The sequence below is a fragment of the Chryseolinea sp. H1M3-3 genome (assembly GCF_029360725.1).
Lineage (GTDB): Bacteria > Bacteroidota > Bacteroidia > Cytophagales > Cyclobacteriaceae > Chryseolinea.
This window is the reverse complement of sequence record NZ_JARKMY010000006.1, coordinates 1-22942: the sequence shown is the minus strand read 5'-3', so window position 1 is coordinate 22942 and position 22942 is coordinate 1. Positions and strand designations below refer to the sequence as shown.

At 43.6% G+C, this 22942-nt stretch carries 15 protein-coding genes; all 15 read left to right on the top strand.

Translation table 11 applies throughout. The features are described from left to right. Nucleotides 1–59: 59 nt before the first annotated feature. A complete protein-coding gene (locus P2W71_RS14405) occupies nucleotides 60–797 on the top strand; it encodes an electron transfer flavoprotein subunit beta/FixA family protein (protein WP_276371966.1) in 738 nt (245 codons plus the stop codon). Nucleotides 798–811: 14 nt separating this feature from the next. Further along, nucleotides 812–1765: an electron transfer flavoprotein subunit alpha/FixB family protein gene (locus tag P2W71_RS14400; protein WP_276371965.1), complete on the top strand. Its 954-nt coding sequence runs from the start codon at nucleotides 812–814 to the stop codon at nucleotides 1763–1765. 44 nt (nucleotides 1766–1809) lie between these two features. Then, a complete protein-coding gene (locus P2W71_RS14395) occupies nucleotides 1810–2409 on the top strand; it encodes a bifunctional nuclease domain-containing protein (protein ID WP_276371964.1) in 600 nt (199 codons plus the stop codon). A 66-nt stretch (nucleotides 2410–2475) separates the two neighbouring features. Beyond that, entirely contained in the window at nucleotides 2476–3789 is a 1314-nt protein-coding gene (locus P2W71_RS14390; protein ID WP_276371963.1) for a nucleoside transporter C-terminal domain-containing protein, read from the top strand. 64 nt (nucleotides 3790–3853) lie between these two features. Next, nucleotides 3854–4534, top strand: coding sequence for an RNA methyltransferase (locus tag P2W71_RS14385; RefSeq protein WP_276371962.1), 681 nt, complete (start codon nucleotides 3854–3856; stop codon nucleotides 4532–4534). A 40-nt stretch (nucleotides 4535–4574) separates the two neighbouring features. After that, nucleotides 4575–5216: an ElyC/SanA/YdcF family protein gene (locus tag P2W71_RS14380; protein ID WP_276371961.1), complete on the top strand. Its 642-nt coding sequence runs from the start codon at nucleotides 4575–4577 to the stop codon at nucleotides 5214–5216. Between the two features lie 115 nt (nucleotides 5217–5331). Further along, a complete protein-coding gene (locus tag P2W71_RS14375; protein ID WP_276371960.1) occupies nucleotides 5332–7794 on the top strand; it encodes a DUF5686 and carboxypeptidase-like regulatory domain-containing protein in 2463 nt (820 codons plus the stop codon). 73 nt (nucleotides 7795–7867) lie between these two features. Next, nucleotides 7868–9802, top strand: a complete 1935-nt coding sequence (gene thrS, locus P2W71_RS14370; RefSeq protein ID WP_276371959.1) for a threonine--tRNA ligase — start codon at nucleotides 7868–7870, stop codon at nucleotides 9800–9802. An 85-nt stretch (nucleotides 9803–9887) separates the two neighbouring features. Continuing rightward, complete coding sequence (gene infC, locus P2W71_RS14365) at nucleotides 9888–10460, top strand: translation initiation factor IF-3 (protein WP_276372044.1); 573 nt, start codon at nucleotides 9888–9890, stop codon at nucleotides 10458–10460. Between the two features lie 17 nt (nucleotides 10461–10477). After that, complete coding sequence (rpmI, locus tag P2W71_RS14360) at nucleotides 10478–10672, top strand: 50S ribosomal protein L35 (protein WP_276371958.1); 195 nt, start codon at nucleotides 10478–10480, stop codon at nucleotides 10670–10672. Nucleotides 10673–10750: 78 nt separating this feature from the next. Beyond that, on the top strand, nucleotides 10751–11095 hold the full coding sequence (gene rplT, locus P2W71_RS14355; RefSeq protein WP_276371957.1) for a 50S ribosomal protein L20: 345 nt from the start codon (nucleotides 10751–10753) through the stop codon (nucleotides 11093–11095). 178 nt (nucleotides 11096–11273) lie between these two features. Further along, on the top strand, nucleotides 11274–14426 hold the full coding sequence (locus P2W71_RS14350; RefSeq protein ID WP_276371956.1) for a hypothetical protein: 3153 nt from the start codon (nucleotides 11274–11276) through the stop codon (nucleotides 14424–14426). Further along, nucleotides 14426–15568 carry a hypothetical protein gene (locus P2W71_RS14345; RefSeq protein ID WP_276371955.1) on the top strand — a complete coding sequence of 381 codons (1143 nt, stop codon included), beginning with the start codon at nucleotides 14426–14428 and terminating at the stop codon, nucleotides 15566–15568. Before P2W71_RS14350 ends, P2W71_RS14345 begins: the two co-directional genes overlap by 1 nt. Beyond that, nucleotides 15549–16796: a hypothetical protein gene (locus tag P2W71_RS14340; protein ID WP_276371954.1), complete on the top strand. Its 1248-nt coding sequence runs from the start codon at nucleotides 15549–15551 to the stop codon at nucleotides 16794–16796. The genes P2W71_RS14345 and P2W71_RS14340 overlap by 20 nt, the downstream gene beginning before the upstream one ends. 80 nt (nucleotides 16797–16876) lie before the next feature. Then, nucleotides 16877–22942: hypothetical protein (locus P2W71_RS14335; protein WP_276371953.1), on the top strand; the 6066-nt coding region annotated here is incomplete at its 3' end.

Below are 22942 nucleotides of genomic sequence, written 5' to 3'. Positions count from 1 at the left end.
TTTTTGTATCTTGAGCCGTGTTTCCAAAATGAGTTTTGAACTAATTGATTTAGAGAGAGATGAAGATTTTAGTATGCATTAGTCATGTGCCCGATACAACCTCGCGAATCAATTTTATTGATAATAATACCAAGTTTGATACCGCCGGAGTTCAATATATCATAGGACCTTATGACGATTATGCTTTGGCGCGTGCCATTGAGCTAAAGGAATCAACAGGTTCAACTGTCCATGTTTTGAATGTTGGTCTCGCTGATACAGAGCCAACACTGCGTAAAGCATTGGCTATTGGTGCAGATGAAGCAATTCGTATAAACGCTGAACCTACCGATTCATTTTTCGTGGCATCTCAAATAGCATCCCAAGCAAAGGCAAATGGCTATGATTTGATATTGATGGGCCGGGAATCCATCGATTATAATAGCGGTGTGGTTCATAGCATCGTCGGAGAACTCTTAAGCCTGCCGTCGGTTTCTCCTGTTATGAAGCTGGATATTGAAGGTAATAAAGCTAAAGTCGCCCGCGAGATTGAAGGTGGGAAAGAATATCTTGAAGTCAATCTTCCTTTTGTAGCCGGATGCCAGGAACCTATTGCCGAATGGAAGATACCGAACATGAGAGGTATTATGTCCGCAAGGACGAAACCATTAAAGGTGGTTGAACCAACAACCATTGATGGCGGCGTTAAGCTCACCAAATTTGAACTACCTCCGCCAAAAGGAGCGGTAAAAATGGTTTCCGCTGATAAGGTGGAGGAGTTAGTGACCTTATTGAAAAACGAAGCAAAAGTTCTGTAGAATAATTGAAGCCTATGCCCATATTAGTTTTTGTTGAGACTGCAGAAGGAAAGATAAAAAAAACATCTCTTGAGGGGGTCGCTTATGCTCATGCAATGGGCGGCCCGGTTACCGCTATTGCGTTAGGCGATGTTGAGACTGCGGAATTAGAAGGGCTCGGAAAATATGGCGCGTCAAAAGTTTTGCACGCTGCAGACCCCAAACTCAACAAAGGTATTATCCAAGTATACGCCTCGGTGTTGTCGAAAGCGATGCAGGATGAACAAGCGGATATTTTAATAATATCGAATTCATCTTTAGGTACACCGGTGGCGGCGCGTGTAGCCGTGAAGGTAGGAGCTAGTCTGGCGGCGAACATTGTATCTTTGCCTGAAACAACCTCCGGATTTGTTGTAAAGCGCAGTATCTATTCCGGTAAGGCGTTTGCGCACGTAGAATTAAAAAATCAAAAGAAAGTTCTAGTGTTAAGAAAGAATGCAGCCGATATTAAAGAAGTTGGCGCACCAGTTAAAGTAACACCCTATTCAGTATCGCTCTCTGATGCCGATTTCGCAGTAACCATTACTTCTGCAGAACTGGCGACTGGTGAAGTGTTGTTGCCAGAAGCTAATATTGTTGTATCGGGAGGACGGGGCATGAAAGGGCCTGAGCACTGGCATCTGCTGGAGGACCTCGCGAAAACCCTTCATGCAGCAACCGGTTGTAGCAAACCTGTCTCTGATATGGGATGGAGACCCCACCATGAACATGTTGGTCAGACCGGTATTAAGGTTGCTCCTCAATTGTATATTGCTGTTGGGATATCAGGTGCAATTCAACATTTGGCAGGAGTTAATTCTTCCAAGTATATTGTCGTGATTAATAAAGATGCAGAAGCCCCTTTTTTTAAAGCTGCTGATTATGGTATTGTGGGCGATGCCTTTGAAATCTTGCCCAAATTGACTGAGGCAATCAAAAAAGCACAGTAGAACTAATTATACTAAGACCCTTCGAAGATTAAATTTGAATTGATGTGAAGAAAATTAAATTAGAAATATTAGGGTTGTCCTCAAGCCAATCACAGACCGGTTCCTTTGCCTTAGTGCTTGGAGAAACAGAAGGAAACCGGCGATTGCCTATTATTATTGGAATGTTTGAGGCGCAAGCCATTGCTATTGAAATCGAGAAAATAATTCCGAATCGTCCAATGACCCACGATTTGTTTAAAGCATTCGCAAGCAATTTCCATTTTACCGTTGAAGAAATTATAATTTCTGATCTTAAGGAGGGTGTATTCTTTGCCAAAATAGTTTGCTCCGATGGCTTGAAAAAATCCGAGATTGATGCCCGTCCGTCCGATGCGATTGCCATTGGTCTTCGATTTGATTCTCCTATTTATACATACGAGAACATTCTCGCTGAAGCAGGCATTGTGTTGACTGATGAAGCCGAAGAGGATAAGCCAGAGCCTAAGACGGAAGCTAAAGTGAGGGTAAAAAAAGAAGCGTCACGAAAAGACGATTTCAAAAATTACTCCATCGAAAAACTTAATGATCTCCTCAAAGATGCTATCGACAAAGAAGACTACGAACGGGCGGCAAAAATCAGAGACGAATTAAGCAAAAGAAATTAAGAAGCAGAAAGCTCTCAGCACGTTGATCTGTCAGCTAAAGGCTTTTCAGCTTTAAACTAAACCCGGATGGCATACCTGCACGGACTTGTTGGGATTATTGTTCTTCTTTCCATTGCTTATTTGTTCTCCAGTCATAAAAAAAAGATTGATTGGAAACTGGTAGGAGCCGGTTTATTTCTTCAAGTTGTTATAGCGATCCTGGTTTTAAAAGTTCCATTCATCAGAAATGGTTTTGAGTTAATAGGCAGCGGCTTTGTGAAATTTCTTGGATTCGCCGCTTATGGTGCCGAGTTCTTATTTGGAGACTTGGCGCGCAATAGCGACGTCGTTACTCACTCGCGACATAACCTGGGTTTCTTGTTTGCTTTTCAGGCACTCCCCACAGTGATATTTTTTTCGTCCATCACCTCTGGGCTATACTATCTAGGAGTCCTTCAAAAGGTAGTCTATGGCTTCGCATGGATTATGACAAAAACCATGCGGCTCTCGGGTGCTGAAAGTCTCTCAGCCGCAGGTAACATTTTTTTAGGTCAAACCGAAGCGCCGTTGTTGGTAAGGCCTTTCATCGGCCGTATGACACAGTCGGAACTTCATTGCCTTATGACCGGCGGAATGGCAACGATTGCCGGTAGTGTGATGGGAGCTTACATCACTTTCCTGGGTGGAACAGATCCAGAGCAGCTTGTGAAATTTGCAACTTATTTGCTCTGCGCATCGATCATGAATGCACCAGGTGCAATTGTAATGTCAAAAATATTTCTTCCTGAAACTGAGCCGGAAAAAATTGACAAATCTCTTCGGGTAAACAAAGAATCCATTGGTGTGAATGTCATCGATGCGTTGGCTACCGGTGCCGCGGATGGTATTAAACTCGCCTTGAACATTGGGGGTATGTTGTTGGCATTCATTGCTGTTATTTATGCAATGAATTGGATACTGGTAGATGGTATAGGTTCATGGACAGGTTTAAATGCCTGGGTAGTGGAATCAACCAATGGAGCTTTCACCGGATTTTCACTGCAATATATTTTTGGTCAGATATTTCGTGTTTTTGCCTTTGCCATGGGAGTAAGCTGGTCGGAGGCCCTTCAGGTAGGCAGCTTGCTCGGACAAAAGATGGTGATCAACGAATTTGTCGCTTACTTAAGTTTGTCTGACATGAAGACTGCCGGTCTTCTTAGCGACAAAGCCATTATCATTTCAACTTATGCCATCTGTGGTTTTGCGAACTTTAGTTCGATAGCAATTCAAATTGGCGGAATAGGAGGGATGGCCCCTGATCGTCAAAGCGATCTATCAAGGCTGGGCATGAGGGCGCTGTTAGCGGCTTCACTTGCAACCATGATGTCTGGCACTATTGCTGGCGCTTTGTTCGGTTAATCTCAAAAAATTAACACGTTTATCTTATCATCATTTTAACCTAAAAGAATTACTAGCTTCATCTATGACCGATCGTGAACGATTAGTTTTTGAGCACCTTTCCCAATTCGTTTCTGATCATAAGAAAGAAGTTATTGAAAAGGTTCTGAGTGCGAGAACAAGACAGGTCACAGTTGTCCTGGAAGATATTTTTCAATCTCAAAACGCAAGTGCGGTAATAAGAACTTGTGAATGTATGGGGATCCAGGATATTCACATGGTTGAAAATATTACCAAGTACAGCACCAATCCAAAAGTCTTGAAGGGTTCGAACAAATGGATTGACATCAAGCATCATGCATCTAAGACTCTTAATAATACTGAATTAGTTTTGAGTCAACTAAAGGATCAAGGCTATAAAATTTTGGCAACCGACCCTGCCGAAGATGGCATTTCTATCGAAAAAATTAGCCTTGAGAATAAGATAGCATTTGTCTTTGGAAATGAACTCCGCGGCGTTTCGAAAGAAGCATTGGCGCTTTGTGATCAAAAGGTTAGAATTCCCATGTATGGATTTACGGAAAGTTACAATCTATCGGTAAGCGTAGCGATTTGTCTAAGCATGACCATCCCTAAAATGCATGCCGAGGGTCGATTTATTGGATTGACAGATCACGAGAAAGACTTCCTTAAGTTGAAATGGTACCGTAAAATAGTTAGGAAGTCAGACCTTATAGAACGAGAGTTTATCCGCACAATTGAGTAAATTTGGTTGTCCTATAATGGCTATTTCGTTGATGCGCTGGATGAAGAGAATATTTCTTACACTTTTTATTTTATTTATTTCGCTTTTCATATTCTCTAATCTATGGATCGTCAGAAGTACAAAAAGCAGGGTATTTTCTGATTTGAACAAGGTACCTCATCATCGAATTGCCTTAGTGTTAGGAACGAGTCACCGAACAGCCAAAGGCGATCCAAACCCCTTTTTCGAAAATAGAATTGAAACCGCCGCTGAACTCTACAAAAAAGGTAAAATTGATCACTTGATCCTGAGTGGCGATAACCGTTCCATATACTATAATGAACCTATGGCGATGTTGAAGGCCTTGCTTAAAAAGGGCATACCAGCATCCGCGATTACCCTCGATTACGCCGGTTTGCGCACTTTAGATTCCATCGTACGCTGCAAAGAAATTTTTGGACAGAACAAATTCATCATTATTACTCAACCGTTTCATAGCTACAGAGCGTTATTCATCAGCCGTTATCATAACATCAACGCGATTGCAATGGTAGCCGAGGAACCCGATTTTGAATACTCTTTCAAAGTCAGAATTCGGGAGTATCTTGCAAGGACGAAAGCTGTACTTGACCTCTATGTTTTAAAAACCGCGCCGCGGTTTCTAGGGCAGAAAGAAGAGGTGAATGTACAAGAAGCTCAATAACCTTATAGGGTGTACATGGGTTTAATAACTGTTTTTTAATTACTCACGCGTGCAGAACATTTTTCATCGGTTATTTTTTTATTCATACCGCATCTTAGTTATCGTTTTCTGTTTCATGACGGGTCCTGTTCTAGCGCAAGAAACGATTGTCAGGGGAAAGATTACAGATGTTAACTCCGGCGATCCTATTCCTTATGTAAATGTCATATTCCAAGGTACAACCATTGGCGTTACTTCAGATTTCGATGGCAATTATGAATTGAGGTCCAATACACCTGCCGATACGGTTGTTGTATCTTATATCGGTTATAAGGTAAAGAAAAGATTTATTATAAAAGGAACAACACAAGTTGTCAACTTTCAGATCGAGGAAGATATTACTAAACTTCAGGAAATCGTTTTTGTTGCAGGCGAGAATCCAGCTTTTGATATTTTAAGAAAGGTTGTACGCAATAAAAACAAAAATGACAAACGAAAACTGACTGCTTACGAGTATGATACCTATACGAAAATAGAAATCGACGTAGACAATCTTTCGGATAAATTTCGTCAGCGTAAAGTTGTTAAAAAGATCACACAAGTACTCGACAGTATTGAGCGGATTGCTGGCGAGGACGGCAAACCGATATTGCCCTTATTTATTACGGAAAGTGTTTCCAAAGTTTACTACCGTGATAATCCATCCCTTAAATTCGAGAACATTTTACGTTCAAAGATCAATGGTGTGGGTGTGGAAGATGGAACTACCGTAACTCAACTGGTAGGATCTTCATTTCAGGAATACAACTTTTATCAAAATTGGCTCAATATTTTAGCCAAAGATTTTGTTTCGCCGATAGCCGATGGATGGCGACTTTATTACGAATACGATTTGATGGATAGTCTTTACGTTGGTGATGACTATTGCTATCGACTAGATTTTTTTCCAAAGAGTCCACAAGATCTTGCCTTTACAGGAAGCATGTGGATCACAAGGGACGAGTTCGCATTGAAACAAATTGACGTAAGTATAGGGAAGCAAGCCAATCTGAATTTTATCGAAAAAATAAAAATTCAACAAGAGCTTGAACCCACTGCAGAGGGTGCATGGCTACCTGTAAAGAATCGGGTTCTTATTGATGTTAGTGAGGTCACAGGAACTTCGGCAGGTATGTTGGCAAAGTTTTACACGTCGAATAAGAATTTCGTTATCAACAAACCACGCCCTCTATCATTTTACGAAACACCCATTGTTATGGCGGAGGATGCACGCGCCAACGAAGAAGAAGATTCTTGGGATTCATTGCGTCATGAGCCACTAACGCCGACAGAAAAAAATGTGTATAAGATGATCGATACACTTCAAAACATTCCGGTGGTTAAGACTTATACAGATATTTTCAAACTCATTGTGGGTGGCTATCACCCCGTTGGTAAACTTGATGTGGGACCGTATATCTCGTTGTTTGCGGTCAATAACATTGAGGGGTTGCGGATACAACCTGGTTTTAAAACCAATGAAAAATTTAGTGGGAAATGGGTATTCGGGGGGCAGCTGGGGTATGGATTTAAAGACGAACGAATTAAATACATGGCATTCGTTCAAAATATTATGTCGAGGCGTCGATGGACAACCTTAACCGTCCGCGCTCGAAGCGATATCAGCCGTGTAGGAATTGATGACGAAAGCGCTGCTGATAATTTTTTGCTACTCGCGTCGCAGCGCTTCGGTGTTTTCAGGACGGGCTATTATTTTAATGAGGGGAGAATTGATTTCAGGCGCGAACTCTTTAAGGGGTTTCAACAACGTGTAGCCTTCCGTTATTCCACCTTTGAGCCTACTTTCAATTTTGCCTATTACGATCGCCCGGATGATATAGCCAATTCACAGATCAGAGAAAACTTTGAAACTGCTGAACTGATTCTTGAATCCAGGTATGCACGAGATGAACTTTTTATACAATCGGACAATGAACGCTTAAGCCTCGGAACCGTTAGATGGCCCGTTATCACTATTCGATACACCCGGGGATTAAAGGGTGTTCTTAATAGCAATTTTGAATATGATAAGCTGCGATTAAGTGTTTATAGACGCCTTAGATTTGGACCCCTAGGTGCGGGATACATGAATCTAACAGCTGAAAAAGTATTTGCTACATTACCGTATCCCTTAATGGCTTTGCACCTGGGTAACGAGTCTCCGTTTTATACATCGGTCACCTACAACCTCATGAACTATGGCGAATTCATCAGCGACCAGTTTGCATCTTTGAAATATGAACATCACTTCGAAGGATTTTTATTGAACAAGATTCCACTGATGCGAAAATTAAAATGGCGACTGGTCGGGACCGCGAATGTGATATATGGCTCGTTGAGTCAAAAGAATAAAGATATCATAGCCCCCATAACACTTGAAGGTGAGCCAACGCGGACTTTCGGATATTTTGATCCGAATCGTCCATACGTGGAATTAGGATATGGAGTCGAAAATATCTTTAAATTTTTTCGCGTGGACTTTGTCCACCGTCTGTCCTACCTCGGTAATCCCGACATCCGGAAATTTGCCGTACTCTTTAGCTTTCAATTCACTTTGTAATTCGTGCCTTTTCTACCATGACTTTTTGCATATTTGTGCCCGAATTAATTTTGTAGTTTAATTCAACTCTGAAATGAATATAAAAATTTCACTCCCCGACGGAAGTGTGCGTGAGTATCCGCAAGGTGTAAAAGGTTCCGAAATAGCCGCCAGCATCAGTGAAGGGTTAGCCCGTGTTTCATTAGCAATAGAAGTAAATGGAGAAGTGTGGGACCTCTCTCGTCCAATAACACAAGATGCTTCCATCAAAATTCTAACCTGGAATGACAAGGGAGGTAAAAATACATTTTGGCATTCCTCTGCACATTTAATGGCAGAAGCATTGGAAAGCTTATACCCGGGGGTAAAGTTCGGTATCGGACCGCCCATTGATAATGGATTCTACTATGACATTGACCTGGGGGATAAACCCTTCGGAGAGGAAGATCTTTTGGCGGTAGAGAACAAAATGAAAGAGCTAGCCAAAAAAGACAGTGTATACGACAGGAGGGAGGTTAGTAAAGCAGAAGCGCTCGAATACTTTACGAAAAAAGATGACCCTTATAAACTTGAGTTGATCGATGGTTTAGAAGATGGCAAGATTACCTTTTATCAACAAGGAAGTTTTGTAGACTTATGTAAAGGGCCTCATATTCCACATACCGGTTTCATTAAGGCTGTAAAACTTTTAAATGTGGCCGGTGCCTATTGGCGTGGAAATGAAAAAAATAAAATGCTCACCCGGCTTTACGGGATCACCTTCCCGAAGCAAAAGGAATTAGAGGAATACCTTCATCTTTTAGAGGAAGCCAAAAAACGTGATCATCGCAAATTAGGACGGGAACTCGAATTATTTGGATTTTCCGAAAAAGTAGGGATGGGTTTGCCACTTTGGCTACCAAAAGGTACAATACTTCGTGAACGCCTCGAACAGTTTCTTCGGAAGGCTCAGATTAAAGCCGGCTATGATCCGGTGGTTACTCCGCACATCGGTGGCAAATCGCTATATGTTACATCCGGACATTATGAAAAATATGGAAAGGATTCTTTTCAACCAATTCATACCCCCGATGAAGGCGAAGAGTTTTTGTTAAAACCGATGAATTGTCCGCATCACTGCGAAATTTATAAACTTAAGCCCCGATCTTATCGCGATCTGCCGGTTCGGTTAGCCGAGTTCGGTACAGTGTACCGTTATGAACAGAGCGGCGAATTACACGGTTTAACGCGGGTTCGTGGATTTACACAGGACGATGCGCACATTTTTTGCCGGCCCGACCAGGTAAAAGAAGAGTTTGTTAAAGTGATCGACTTGGTGCTTCATGTCTTTAATTCTTTGGGTTTTGAGAATTACACAGCCCAGGTTTCTTTAAGAGATCCTGCAAACAAGGAGAAATACATTGGCGAAGATCATTTATGGGAAAAGGCGGAACGTGAAATACAGGAAGCGGCTGACGAAAGAGGCTTAAAAACTGTGGCGGTTCAGGGTGAAGCTGCTTTTTATGGTCCGAAGCTTGATTTCATGGTAAAAGATGCATTGGGCAGAAACTGGCAGTTGGGGACCATACAGGTAGACTATCAACTTCCGCAACGATTTAATTTAGAGTATGTCGGATCAGATAATCAGAAACATACTCCGGTTATGATTCATCGTGCGCCGTTTGGCTCGTTGGAAAGGTTTGTCGCCGTGTTGATCGAGCATTGTGCGGGTAATTTTCCGCTTTGGCTTGCTCCTGATCAGATCGCGGTATTACCCATCTCAGAACGTTTTAATGATTATGCAAAGCTTGTATACGACAAGCTTAAGGAACAGGACATCAGGGGTTTATTGGACGATCGTGATGAAAAAATCGGACGTAAAATCCGTGACGCCGAGACCAAAAAAATCCCTTATATGCTTATTGTGGGAGAGAGAGAAGTCGCAGAAGGACTTGTCGCACTAAGGAAGCACGGGCACGGAGATCAGGGGAGTGTTCCACTCGAAGAGTTCGTAAATAGATTTAAGATAGAATGTGCAGCGCCAAATTGATTTTGAAAAAATGAAATAATGACGATATTTGCACCCTGTTTTTCAAAACGTAAATAGTAGCCACTTAAATAATAATAGTATCGCAATTTTTAATAACAACAAGCCGAGTTACAACAAACCACTAAGAAGGGGGCCTCAACGCCCGGAGGAACCTTATCGAGTTAACGAAAGGATAACTGCTCCAAAGGTTAGAGTTGTAGGTGATGAAATTAAAGTAGATGTCTATCCCATCCAGCAAGCCATTAAATTGGCGCAGGACCAGGGTTTGGATTTAGTTGAAATTTCTCCTAACGCAGATCCTCCTGTTTGTAAAATTGTAGATTATTCGAAGTTTAAGTACGAGCAGAAGAAAAAGCAGAAAGAGATAAAGTCGAAAGCAGTAAAGGTCGTACTCAAAGAGATTCGTTTTGGACCAAATACTGACGAACATGATTTCAACTTTAAGTTAAAACATGCTCAGAACTTTTTAAAGGAAGGCGCTAAAGTAAAAGCCACGGTTTTTTTTGCCGGAAGATCCATCGTATACAAAGAACGTGGGGAAATTTTACTTCTGAAGTTTGCGCAAGGGCTTGAGGATTTTGGCAAAGTGGAACAGTTACCAAAATTGGAAGGCAAAAGAATGGGCATGATTGTGATGCCAAAAGCAGGAAAAAAATAGAGTTTAATTTTATAAGGATGCCAAAATTAAAGACAAAATCAGGAGCCAAGAAACGTTTTAAAGTAACGGGCACTGGTAAAATAAAGCGCAAGAATGCTTTTAAGAATCATATTCTGACAAAAAAAGAAACCAAACAAAAAAGAAGACTCGGTAACAAGTCTTTGGTTCACAAGGCAGATATGAATAATGTAAAAGACATGCTTGTTCTTTAAGGTTTAGATGTTTAACCCGATTGCTGGCCGTAAAGATCACTCAATAGGTGTGACGCCATCCGTCAAAAATTCAGCAAAATGCCAAGATCAGTAAACAACGTAGCTTCAAGAGCAAAAAGAAAACGCATCTTGAAGTTGGCCAAAGGTTTCTTCGGCCGTAAAAAGAATGTATGGACCGTAGCTAAAAACGCTATTGAAAAGGGGTTGGTGTACGCCTACCGCGACAGAAAGCAAAAGAAAAGAGAATTTAGGGGCATTTGGATTGCCCGGATTAACGCGGGTGCCCGCCTGCATGGTCTCTCTTATTCCGAATTCATGGGTAAATTGAAGAAAGCCGATGTAGATCTGAATAGAAAAGTTCTTGCCGACTTGGCAATGAATCATCCGTCGGCTTTTGAAGCCATCGTGAATAAGATCAAATAATCGCATTCAAGTAAGGTAAATAGTGAAAAAGGGACGTAAAGTCCCTTTTTTTCATTTCAGAATTTTTGCTATATATTCGAGCGCATCATTTTTTTTCGCGAGGTATTTTTTAAACTGTGAGGTGTGCAACCAAGGATTTTCAGTGTCGATTCTTTAAATGTTAACGCGATAGGCTGACATGCAAAACCAGCCCTCTCATAGCGGCGATCCACAATCTAATTCCGACGTTTTTTCAAACGTTCCGCTTTCTGATGCTAACCCATTTCCGGGATTAAGGCCATTCTCCATCGATGACACGCATTTGTTTTTTGGTCGCGAACATCAGATTGATGATATCCTTTTAAAGATTTCTAAGAATCGATTTATCACCATCATGGGGTATTCCGGAAGTGGTAAGTCATCGTTGTTGTTTTGCGGATTAGTCCCTATCCTGTATGGGGGATTCGTTACAAACTCAGGGCCCTATTGGAATGTAATCACCACGCGTCCGGGTACATCACCGATCAACAATCTGACGGAATCTGTACTGGATTTTATGCTGAAGACAAATCGACTGGATGCCGACGGTGTTGAAATGCAACGCGCGATCATTAACTCCGTTCTGCGGAGTGGTTCGGATGGGTTAATAAAAGTCTCACAATATCTTCAACGTGGTCAAAGTGAAAATGCCTTTTTTCTGGTTGATCAGTTTGAAGAAATCTTCGGCTATCGTGAGCTAGCTGAGAGTAGTGAAGCATTGAACGAAGCACAGTTGTATGTAAACTTGTTATTGACTGCCATACAACAGGATAAAGTGTCTACCTATGTGGCACTTACGATGAGATCTGATTTCATTGGTGAATGCTCCATCTTTGCGGGCCTGACGGAACAAATCAACAACAGTAATTACCTGGTTCCACAAATGACGCGCGAGCAAAAACGAAGCGTTATTGAAGGGCCAGTAGCGGTTGCAGGCGGGAAGATTTCACAACGTCTTGTCAAGCGTTTATTAAATGACATAGGGAACACCCAGGATCAACTCCCCATTTTCCAACATGCGTTGATGCGTACCTGGGATTACTGGGTAGCAAATCACGAGCCCGGAGAGGTGATGGATATCCGGCATTATAATGCCATTGGAAAAATCAGTACTGCACTGGCCCAACACGCTAATGAAGCATACGAAGAATTGGCCTCACGTGATAAAGAAATCGCCGAAGTGCTTTTCAAGAATATCACGGAGAGAAACCAACTGAATCGTTTTATGAGAAGACCCTGCCGTTTGGGTATGGTCGCAGAATTGGCGGAGGCAAGTGAAGAGGACGTAATTCGTGTGGTCGATCATTTCAGAAGACCAGGCCGTTCCTTTCTGATGCCCGCGGCGAATATACCTTTACACAGTGATTCCATGATTGAGCTTTCGCATGAAAGCTTAATGCGCATATGGACAAGGTTAGAAGGATGGGTCAATGAAGAGTATGAATCTGCTTCCATGTATAAAAGACTTTCGGAAGCAGCCGCTATGTACCAGATCGGAAAGACTGGCCTATGGCGGCCTCCGGATTTGCAGCTTGCACTTAACTGGCAAAAGAAACAAAAACCGACCCGTGAGTGGGGTCAGCGTTATGATGAAGCGTTTGAACGTGCCATTGTATTCCTTGATACGAGTCGTATTACCTACGATGCGGAATTAAAAAATCAGGAGATGATGCAACGGCGTGTACTGAGACGTACACGTGCAACCGCCGTTATTCTGGGAATAGCCTTTATCGTCGCGATTATATTTTTCGTGTTCGCATATCTTCAAAAAATTCAAGCCGACCAAGAACGGCTAGCTGCTGAATCAAGCAGGCAAGAAGCAATCGCTCAATCAAAAATAGCGGAGGCTAATAAACTTGAGGCAGAACGAAAGACGATAGAAGCTGAGAATGCGAGAGAACAACTCCAGATTTCTAACGATGAATTAAAAGAAGCATACATAAAATTAACGTTCGAGAAGAACAGGGCAGAGTTAGCATTTTTAAAAGCGAAGGAAGAAGAAGCTAAGGCCATCGCGGCGGGTGAAAAAGAGAGAGCGGCAAAAGAACTTGCCGAACTTAAATCTGAAGAAGCGCAGTTAAACTACAGGCTTGCAAACAAACTCTATATGCTGGCGGTTGCTCAAAACCTGGCGACCAAATCAGTCCAGGAAGATGACGATAAGGACCTGAAGGGATTGATGGCAATGCAAGGATTTATTTACAACCGCAGGTATGAGGGAAAAGTATACGAGCCATATATATACAACGGTCTGTACGCGGCCCTGAAAAAAATTAATGGAACCACTTACAATGCGATGAAAATTGATGGCCCCTCCAGGACACATTTGCGATCGCTGGCAGTCTCTTCAAAAAGCGGTTTCTATATTGCAGGCGCCGATGGACGAATCTACGAGGGTGATCTGACCAAGCTTACGAATACTGCGACGACTTACGCTACTCCCTATCCGTCCAAAGTTATTGCATTGAGTAAGGATGAATCCTTCGTAGTCAATGGCAGCGATTCCTCCTTTGTCCAAATTTATAGTGTTTTGAATGGGGGTAGGGCAAAGGTTGTAGGAGGTTTTGATGGTCCTACAAATGATATTGAATTTTTGCCCGACAACTCCGGTTTCATTGTTTCAAGTGGAAGCAAAAAGTTATCGCTGGTCAATCAAAATACCGGCAACGTTACAACACTCGTAACACTGCCTTATGAACTCAAATCCATTTCCATCAGCGCTGATGGAAGGTGGTTGGCAGGTGCGGCATGGTCAGGCCAAGTTGTTTTATACAACTTGGATAACAAGTCAATTTCTATACTGGCACAAGAATCACCCAGCAGAATCTTGTCAGTCAAGTTCAGCCCTTCAGGCAAGTATTTGGCTTATGGCGTTGATGATATCAGCAATAAAAGGGGACTCGTTAAATTGTATGATTTGAATACCAGAGAGGTCCGCCAATTCTCAGGCCATCGCGCTGGCGTAAATGATGTCGCATTTAGTCCCGATGAAAAGTTACTTGCAAGCGCTGGATTGGATAAACGGCTTCAGCTTTATGTGCTGGACTTGCCGGAAGATTTGCCTGTAGTCATGGATAACAACAGTGGATTTATTTGGGATATCGAATTTGCCAAGGGATCTGATTATCTCATTGCCGCATGCAGTGAGTCTGAGATAAGGATTTGGCCCACCAACCCTTCATTGTTGGCTGAACAAATTTGCCCGAAGTTGAACCGAAACATGACACAGGAGGAATGGAAAAAGTATGTTGGCTACGGTGAGGAAACTCCATATGAGAATACGTGCGTACGTCTCCTAATAAAAGACTACTGATGTGTAAAAAAATAAGATGCTCAGTATTGATGGTGTTGTTTTTGTTTGGGGTTAGTCACATCCAGGCACAGACCGAATGTGAATTAGCCCTTACGCTGGCCACCGACGAATTTAATGCTGGACATTTGTATGGTATTCCTGCCATGTTAAGTGATTGCCTTAATAAAAACCAGAATGATGAATGGCGACAACGTGCTTACCTGCTTTTGACTGAAACTTACTTGCTATTAGAAGATCCTATTGGTGCTGAAAATAGTTATCTGGAAGTTTTGCGCGCTAATCCAGAATATGTAACTGATCCGCAGCGTGACCCTATCGACCTTGTTTATTTAAGTAAAAAATTCACCGCCACACCGATATTTGAATTCTATGCAATGCTCGGCCCTAACACATCCCCTATACGCGTTATTCACGATGTAACTATCGGTGGAGAATCGCAAACTAAGCAATCATACAAGCTCCGATTAGGATGGCAAATGGGGGCAGGGTTAAATTATAACTATAATAATAACGTTACTTTTTCAGCCGGCTTTAGCTATGTCTTTACCGGGTTCCAACACATAACAAACAATCTTTTTGGACCCAACAAAGATATTGTTGAGTTTTTAGACAGACAGACTTGGGCAACCTTGCCTCTAACTGTAAAATATGGCGATGATGAAGGAAAAATTCGACCATATACTTATGTCGGGTACTCTCTCAATTTCCTGCTAAGAGATAAAGGTATATTAAACGTTTTCAATCGTGATTCCCGAATGAGTTCCACTAACGGGCTTGGAGAAGAATTGTCATCAGCAGACAATGAAACACCAAATCTGAATTTGAACTCACATCGTCGGAGATTAAACGGATCATTTCTTTTTGGTGGAGGAGTTAAATATAAATACAAGCTTGATTTTTTCTTTGTGGACCTACGTTATGCGCTGGGTACCAAAAATATCGCGAATACTGAAAATCGATTTAACAATTATGCGGAGGGTCTTCCGTATCCATATGTCGATGATGATTTCAGATTGGATAATCTTTCAATATCCATAGGATATGTTCACCCGTTTTACAAGCCCAGAAAATTGAAAAAACCCAGGACGAAATCAGTATTCAGGTTCATTAACAGACAACGTAATGCGACTGATCAGTCTTAGCACGCTCGTTTTTATTATTTGTATGCTGTCTTGCGATACCGCAAGCAACGTTGAGCCTATCTTCGAAAACTATTTCACTAAGTATTACGGCGAAGACGGTGAACAAGAAGGTGTAGATCTTGTAAGAAACAACGACGGATCTTTTGTTTTATTAGGAAATTCCTATTCGCAAAGCGACCCCGTGTCTCCATTTATTGTAAAAACGGATGCATTGGGGAATGTTCTTTGGCAGCGTGAATTTAAAACAGATAATGAAACCGCTGTTGATATTGAACTGATAAATGGTGGGAGTCAAGTAGCAGTGCTCTCTAATGTTGAAAGAGCTACCACAAATGCATGTTTATATGTTTTGGGACAGGACGGGAATTTAATTGATAGCATTTTTATTACCAATACAAAGAATCAGGTAGCTAAAGCGGTAAGCGAATCTTCGGACAACGGTTTCTTGATAACTGGTTATAAGGATCCTAATCCCGAACGAAATCCGGACTTACCGCCCCCGGATCAAGCCGACATTCTTCTTCTTAAAATCAATAATACGCTGGACCTTGTCAGTGATTTGTCGCCAGGCGGTGGTGAGCATCTCGGGTCAGGGACAAAAGCGTTTGAAATCAGCCTGAATGATGCTATTTATTACATGGTTTTTGGTTATTCGGACAAGCCACGGAAAGGGTCAGTCGATTATAAGCTTTGCTTTCAATTAATCGCCTCGAACATAAACGGCGTACCAACCGGGTTGCATGAATTTTCTAATAATCAAATTAACGAGGAGCAAGTAGCTTCTTCCACTTTAAAAATCCCGCAAACATTAGGCGATGGCTATCTCATGATTGGAACCTCGACGTCTAGCGGATCCAGTGATTTGTATTTGACCAGATTCGGCAAACCTCAGAACCCCGATGTTGCAACGCGAACATTTGATCAGAAAATTCCACTTGGTAAAAGAATTGAAGGTATTGCAGGGGCAAATGCATCACCAGATGGGTATTTCATTGTGGCAAATGAGGTAAGAGATAACAACAAAAAGGATATTTTTTTACTTCGAGTGGAACGCGACGGGGCCGTTAGCTGGACAACAAGTTTTGGGTCATTAGAGGGCGATGATACCGCCGGAGGCGTAGAAGCGCTCCCTGATGGGCGTATTGCTTTATTGGGAACCATTCAATTGGAGACCCAAAAAAAGATGGCATTCATGATGACTAATGCGAATGGGCGATTTTCTGACTGATGTAATGCCGAAGCGGTTTGCGGCTACTTTCCTACGCCTTTAAAAATTAAGTTTATCCGTTCAAATTATCCCTTCTCTGGATGTTGAGATTTTACAAGACAGGGCTTATTTTTTTGCTATCCTTTCTGGGTATTTTACTCAACAATGCGGCTATAAACGCTCAGTGTAATTTTACCAATCTCGGTGCTGCTTATTGCATCAACGAACCTAGTTTCGCGTTAACCGGTGGAACAAATTATTATGGTCCGGGTGTAACAGGAAGTACATTTGATCCTGCTGGTGCAGGAGTTGGAACACATCAATTAGTTACAACGGATGGCAATCCCACTTCTTATGCTGTGGTAACTGGAGTTTACAATCCTGAGTCTCCGGTTGCTCCTACTTCCGTGATTTTAGGTGATAATTCTGAACAACTCGTCAACATAGGTTTTACATTTAATTTTTTTGGTACGGATTATACGCAGCTGCGAATTGGCAGTAATGGTGTACTAGGTCTTGGGGGTGCTCCGACAGTAACGTCTCTCGACGATAATCAGGCATTAGGCGATGCGGTCAATCCAAATAATATCATTGCTGTGGCTTGGGATGATTTAACCCCGGACCTCGGTGGTGCAGTAAGTTACTTTATTACCGGTAGCGCACCTTTTCGCAAATTTGTGGTGGATTATATAGCTGTAGATCGGGCTGGCGCTTTCACGATCACGGCACAAGCGCAGCTTCACGAGACCACCAATATTATTGAAATACATACGTTGGATGCGCTTTTTGCGACAAATACAGTGACCGCAACGCAGGGCATTGAGAGTCACGATCTAGGCTCCGGAATCACAACTTTTTATGGAATCGCTTCTCGCAATGATGCACAGTGGGACGCAATGAATGATTTCGTTTCTTTTGTGCCCACATGTTTGGACATTCAAACTGTAACGATTAACGCCCTTCCATCTGCAGCGTTAACAGTATCGCCAGCCACGCCGGCGGTTTGTTCGGGCAGTAGTGTTCCTGTCACGATTAATACTGCTGAAGCTGGTGTTCTTTATCAGTTGCAAGATAATGCTACAGATGCTCCTTTAAGTGGATTTTTTCTTGGTACCGGCGCAAATCTCATTATTAATTCTGATCCTGTTTCGGCTAATGTCACGATAAAAGTATATGCACGCCATGCAACCACACTTTGTGAAGTTGATTTAACAGATGTTGTCGCTGTCACAGTGGATCAATCACCCACATTAGCTACAGCAGGCCCCGACCAGACGTTATGCAGCACTTCAACGACATTAGCAGGTAATGTTCCAGTAATAGGCGCAGGGTTGTGGACGATTGTGAGTGGAGCGGGAGGAAGCTTTTTAGATGCTACCGATGAGGCTACAACTTTCAGTGGTGTATCAGGCACAACTTATGTATTACAATGGACGATCAGCAATGGGGTATGTGCCTCAAGTTCGGACCAGGTAACCATCCGTTTTGATGCTGCCCCCTCACCAGCAGCCAATGCAGGTGCAGACCAGACTTTATGTACAACTTCAGCCACCCTTGCCGCCAATACAGCGACGACAGGTACAGGCATCTGGACGGTAGTGAGTGGTGCAGGCGGAAGCTTTGTGAATGCAAACAGTCCGACGACGGTCTTCAATGGGGTAGCAGGAACCACTTATGATTTACAATGGACGATCAGTAGTGGTGTATGTGCACCGAGCAGTGATAATGTGCAGATACAATTTGATCAATCACCCACATTAGCTACAGCAGGCCCCGACCAGACGTTATGTTTAACGTCTGCAACTTTAGCTGGTAATGTTCCAGTGATAGGCACAGGGTTGTGGACGATTGTGAGTGGGGCAGGAGGAAGCTTTTTAGATGCTACCGATGAAGCTACAACTTTCAGTGGTGTATCAGGAACAACTTATGTATTACAATGGACGATCAGTAATGGGGTATGTGCCTCAAGTTCAGACCAGGTAACCATCCGTTTTGATGCTGCTCCCTCACCAGCAGCCAATGCAGGTACAGACCAGACTTTATGTACCACGTCAGCCACCCTTGCCGCCAATACAGCGACGACAGGCACAGGTACCTGGACGGTAGTGAGTGGTGCAGGAGGAAGCTTTGTGAATGCAAACAGTCCAACGACGGTATTCAATGGGGTAGCAGGTACCACTTATGATTTACAATGGACGATCAGCAGTGGTGTATGTGCACCGAGCAGTGATAATGTGCAGATACAATTTGATCAATCACCAACAATAGCTACAGCAGGCCCAGACCAGACTTTATGCAGCACTTCAACGACATTAGCAGGTAATGTTCCGGTGATAGGCACAGGGTTGTGGACGATTGTGAGTGGGGCAGGGGGAAGCTTTTTAGATGCTACCGATGAAGCTACAACTTTCAGCGGCGTATCAGGCACAACTTATGTATTACAATGGACGATCAGCAATGGGGTATGTGCCTCAAGTTCGGACCAGGTAACCCTCCGTTTTGATGCTGCTCCCTCACCAGCAGCCAATGCAGGCACAGACCAGACCTTGTGTTTAACGTCTGCAACATTAGCAGGTAATGCTCCAGTAATAGGCACAGGCATCTGGACGGTAGTGAGTGGTGCAGGAGGAAGCTTTGTGAATGCAAACAGTCCGACGACGGTATTTAATGGTGTAGCAGGAACGACTTATGATTTACAATGGACGATCAGTAGTGGTGTATGTGCACCGAGCAGTGATATTGTACAGATACAATTTGATCAGTCACCAACAATAGCTACAGCAGGCCCAGACCAGACTTTATGCAGCACTTCAACGACATTAGCAGGTAATGTTCCAGTAATAGGCACAGGGTTGTGGACGATTGTGAGTGGGGCAGGCGGAAGCTTTTTAGATGCAACCGATGAGGCTACAACTTTCAGCGGCGTATCAGGCACAACTTATGTATTACAATGGACGATCAGCAATGGGGTATGTGCCTCAAGTTTGGACCAGGTAACGATCCATTTTGATGCTGCTCCCTCGCCAGCAGCCAATGCAGGTGCAGACCAGACTTTATGTACGACTTCAGTCACCCTAGCTGGTAATGCTCCAGTAATAGGCACAGGTACCTGGACGGTAGTGAGCGGTGCAGGCGGAAGCTTTGTGAATGCAAACAGTCCGACGACGGTATTCAATGGAATAGCGGGTACCACTTATGATTTACAATGGACGATCAGTAGTGGTGTATGTGCACCGAGCAGTGATATTGTACAGATACAATTTGATCAATTACCAACAATAGCTACAGCAGGAGCAGACCAGACGTTATGCAGCACTTCAACGACGTTAGCAGGTAATGTTCCAGTAATAGGCACAGGGTTGTGGACGATTGTGAGTGGAGCAGGAGGAAGCTTTTTAGATGCTACCGATGAAGCTACAACTTTCAGCGGTGTATCAGGAACAACTTATGTATTACAATGGACGATCAGCAATGGGGTATGTGTCTCAAGTTCGGACCAGGTAACCATCCGTTTTGATGCTGCTCCCTCGCCAGCAGCCAATGCAGGTACAGACCAGACTTTATGTACGACGTCAGCCACCCTTGCCGCCAATACAGCGACGACAGGCACAGGTACCTGGACGGTAGTGAGTGGTGCAGGCGGAAGCTTTGTGAATGCAAACAGTCCGACGACGGTATTCAATGGTGTATCAGGAACGACTTATGATTTACAATGGACGATCAGTAGTGGTGTATGTGCACCGAGCAGTGATATTGTGCAGATACAATTTGATCAATCACCCACGGTAGCTACAGCAGGCCCAGACCAGACCTTGTGTTTAACGTCTGCAACATTAGCTGGTAATGTTCCAGTAATAGGCACAGGGTTGTGGACGATTGTGAGTGGGGCAGGAGGAAGCTTTTTAGATGCTACCGATGAAGCTACAACTTTCAGTGGTGTATCAGGAACAACGTATGTATTACAATGGACGATCAGCAATGGGGTATGTGCCTCAAGTTCGGACCAGGTAACGATCCGTTTTGATGCTGCTCCCTCACCAGCAGCCAATGCAGGTACAGACCAGACTTTATGTACGACTTCAGCCATCCTTGCCGCCAATACAGCGACGACAGGCACAGGTACCTGGACGGTAGTGAGTGGTGCAGGCGGAAGCTTTGTGAATGCAAACAGTCCGACGACGGTATTTAATGGTGTAGCAGGAACGACTTATGATTTACAATGGACGATCAGTAGTGGTGTATGTGCACCGAGCAGTGATATTGTACAGATACAATTTGATCAATCGCCTACGATCGCTGCCGCAGGCCCAGACCAGACCTTATGCAGCACTTCAACAACATTAGCTGGTAATGTTCCAGTAATAGGCACAGGGTTGTGGACGATTGTGAGTGGTGCAGGCGGAAGCTTTTTAGATGCTACCGATGAGGCCACAACTTTCAGTGGTGTATCAGGAACAACGTATGTATTACAATGGACGATCAGTAATGGGGTATGTGCCTCAAGTTCGGACCAGGTAACGATCCGTTTTGATGCTGCTCCCTCGCCAGCAGCCAATGCAGGCACAGACCAGACTTTATGTACGACGTCAGCTACCCTTGCCGCCAATACAGCGACGACAGGCACAGGTACCTGGACGGTAGTGAGTGGTGCAGGCGGAAGCTTTGTGAATGCAAACAGTCCGACGACGGTATTCAATGGTGTAGCAGGAACGACTTATGATTTACAGTGGACGATCAGTAATGGTGTATGTGCACCGAGCAGTGATATTGTACAGATACAATTTGATCAATTACCAACAATAGCTACAGCAGGAGCAGACCAGACGTTATGCAGCACTTCAACGACATTAGCAGGTAATGTTCCGGTGATAGGCACAGGGTTGTGGACGATTGTGAGTGGTGCAGGCGGAAGCTTTTTAGATGCTACCGATGAAGCTACAACTTTCAGCGGTGTATCAGGAACAACTTATGTATTACAATGGACGATCAGCAATGGGGTATGTGCCTCAAGTTCGGACCAGGTAACCATCCGTTTTGATGCTGCTCCCTCCCCAGCAGCCAATGCAGGTACAGACCAGACTTTATGTACCACGTCAGCCACCCTTGCAGCCAATACAGCGACGACAGGTACAGGCACCTGGACGGTAGTGAGCGGTGCAGGCGGAAGCTTTGTGAATGCAAACAGTCCGACGACGGTATTCAATGGAATAGCGGGTACCACTTATGATTTACAATGGACGATCAGTAGTGGTGTATGTGCACCGAGCAGTGATATTGTACAGATACAATTTGATCAATTACCAACAATAGCTACAGCAGGAGCAGACCAGACGTTATGCAGCACTTCAACGACATTAGCAGGTAATGTTCCGGTGATAGGCACAGGGTTGTGGACGATTGTGAGTGGTGCAGGCGGAAGCTTTTTAGATGCTACCGATGAGGCCACAACTTTCAGCGGTGTATCAGGAACAACTTATGTATTACAATGGACGATCAGTAATGGGGTATGTGCCTCAAGTTCGGACCAGGTAACCATCCGTTTTGATGCTGCTCCCTCCCCAGCAGCCAATGCAGGTGCAGACCAGACTTTATGTACAACGTCAGCAACCCTTGCCGCCAATACAGCAACAACAGGCACAGGTACCTGGACGGTAGTGAGTGGTGCAGGCGGAAGCTTTGTGAATGCAAACAATCCGACGACGGTATTTAATGGTGTAGCAGGAACGACTTATGATTTACAATGGACGATCAGTAGTGGTGTATGTGTACCGAGCAGCGATATTGTGCAGATACAATTTGATCAATCACCCACAATAGCTACAGCAGGAGCAGACCAGACGTTATGCAGCACTTCAACGACATTAGCAGGTAATGTTCCAGTAATAGGCACAGGGTTGTGGACGATTGTGAGTGGAGCAGGAGGAAGCTTTTTAGATGCCACCGATGAAGCTACAACTTTCAGTGGTGTATCAGGCACAACTTATGTATTACAATGGACGATCAGCAATGGGGTATGTGCCTCAAGTTCCGACCAGGTAACCATCCGTTTTGATGCTGCTCCCTCCCCAGCAGCCAATGCAGGCACAGACCAGACTTTATGTACGACTTCAGCTACCCTTGCAGCCAATACAGCAACGACAGGCACAGGTACCTGGACGGTAGTGAGC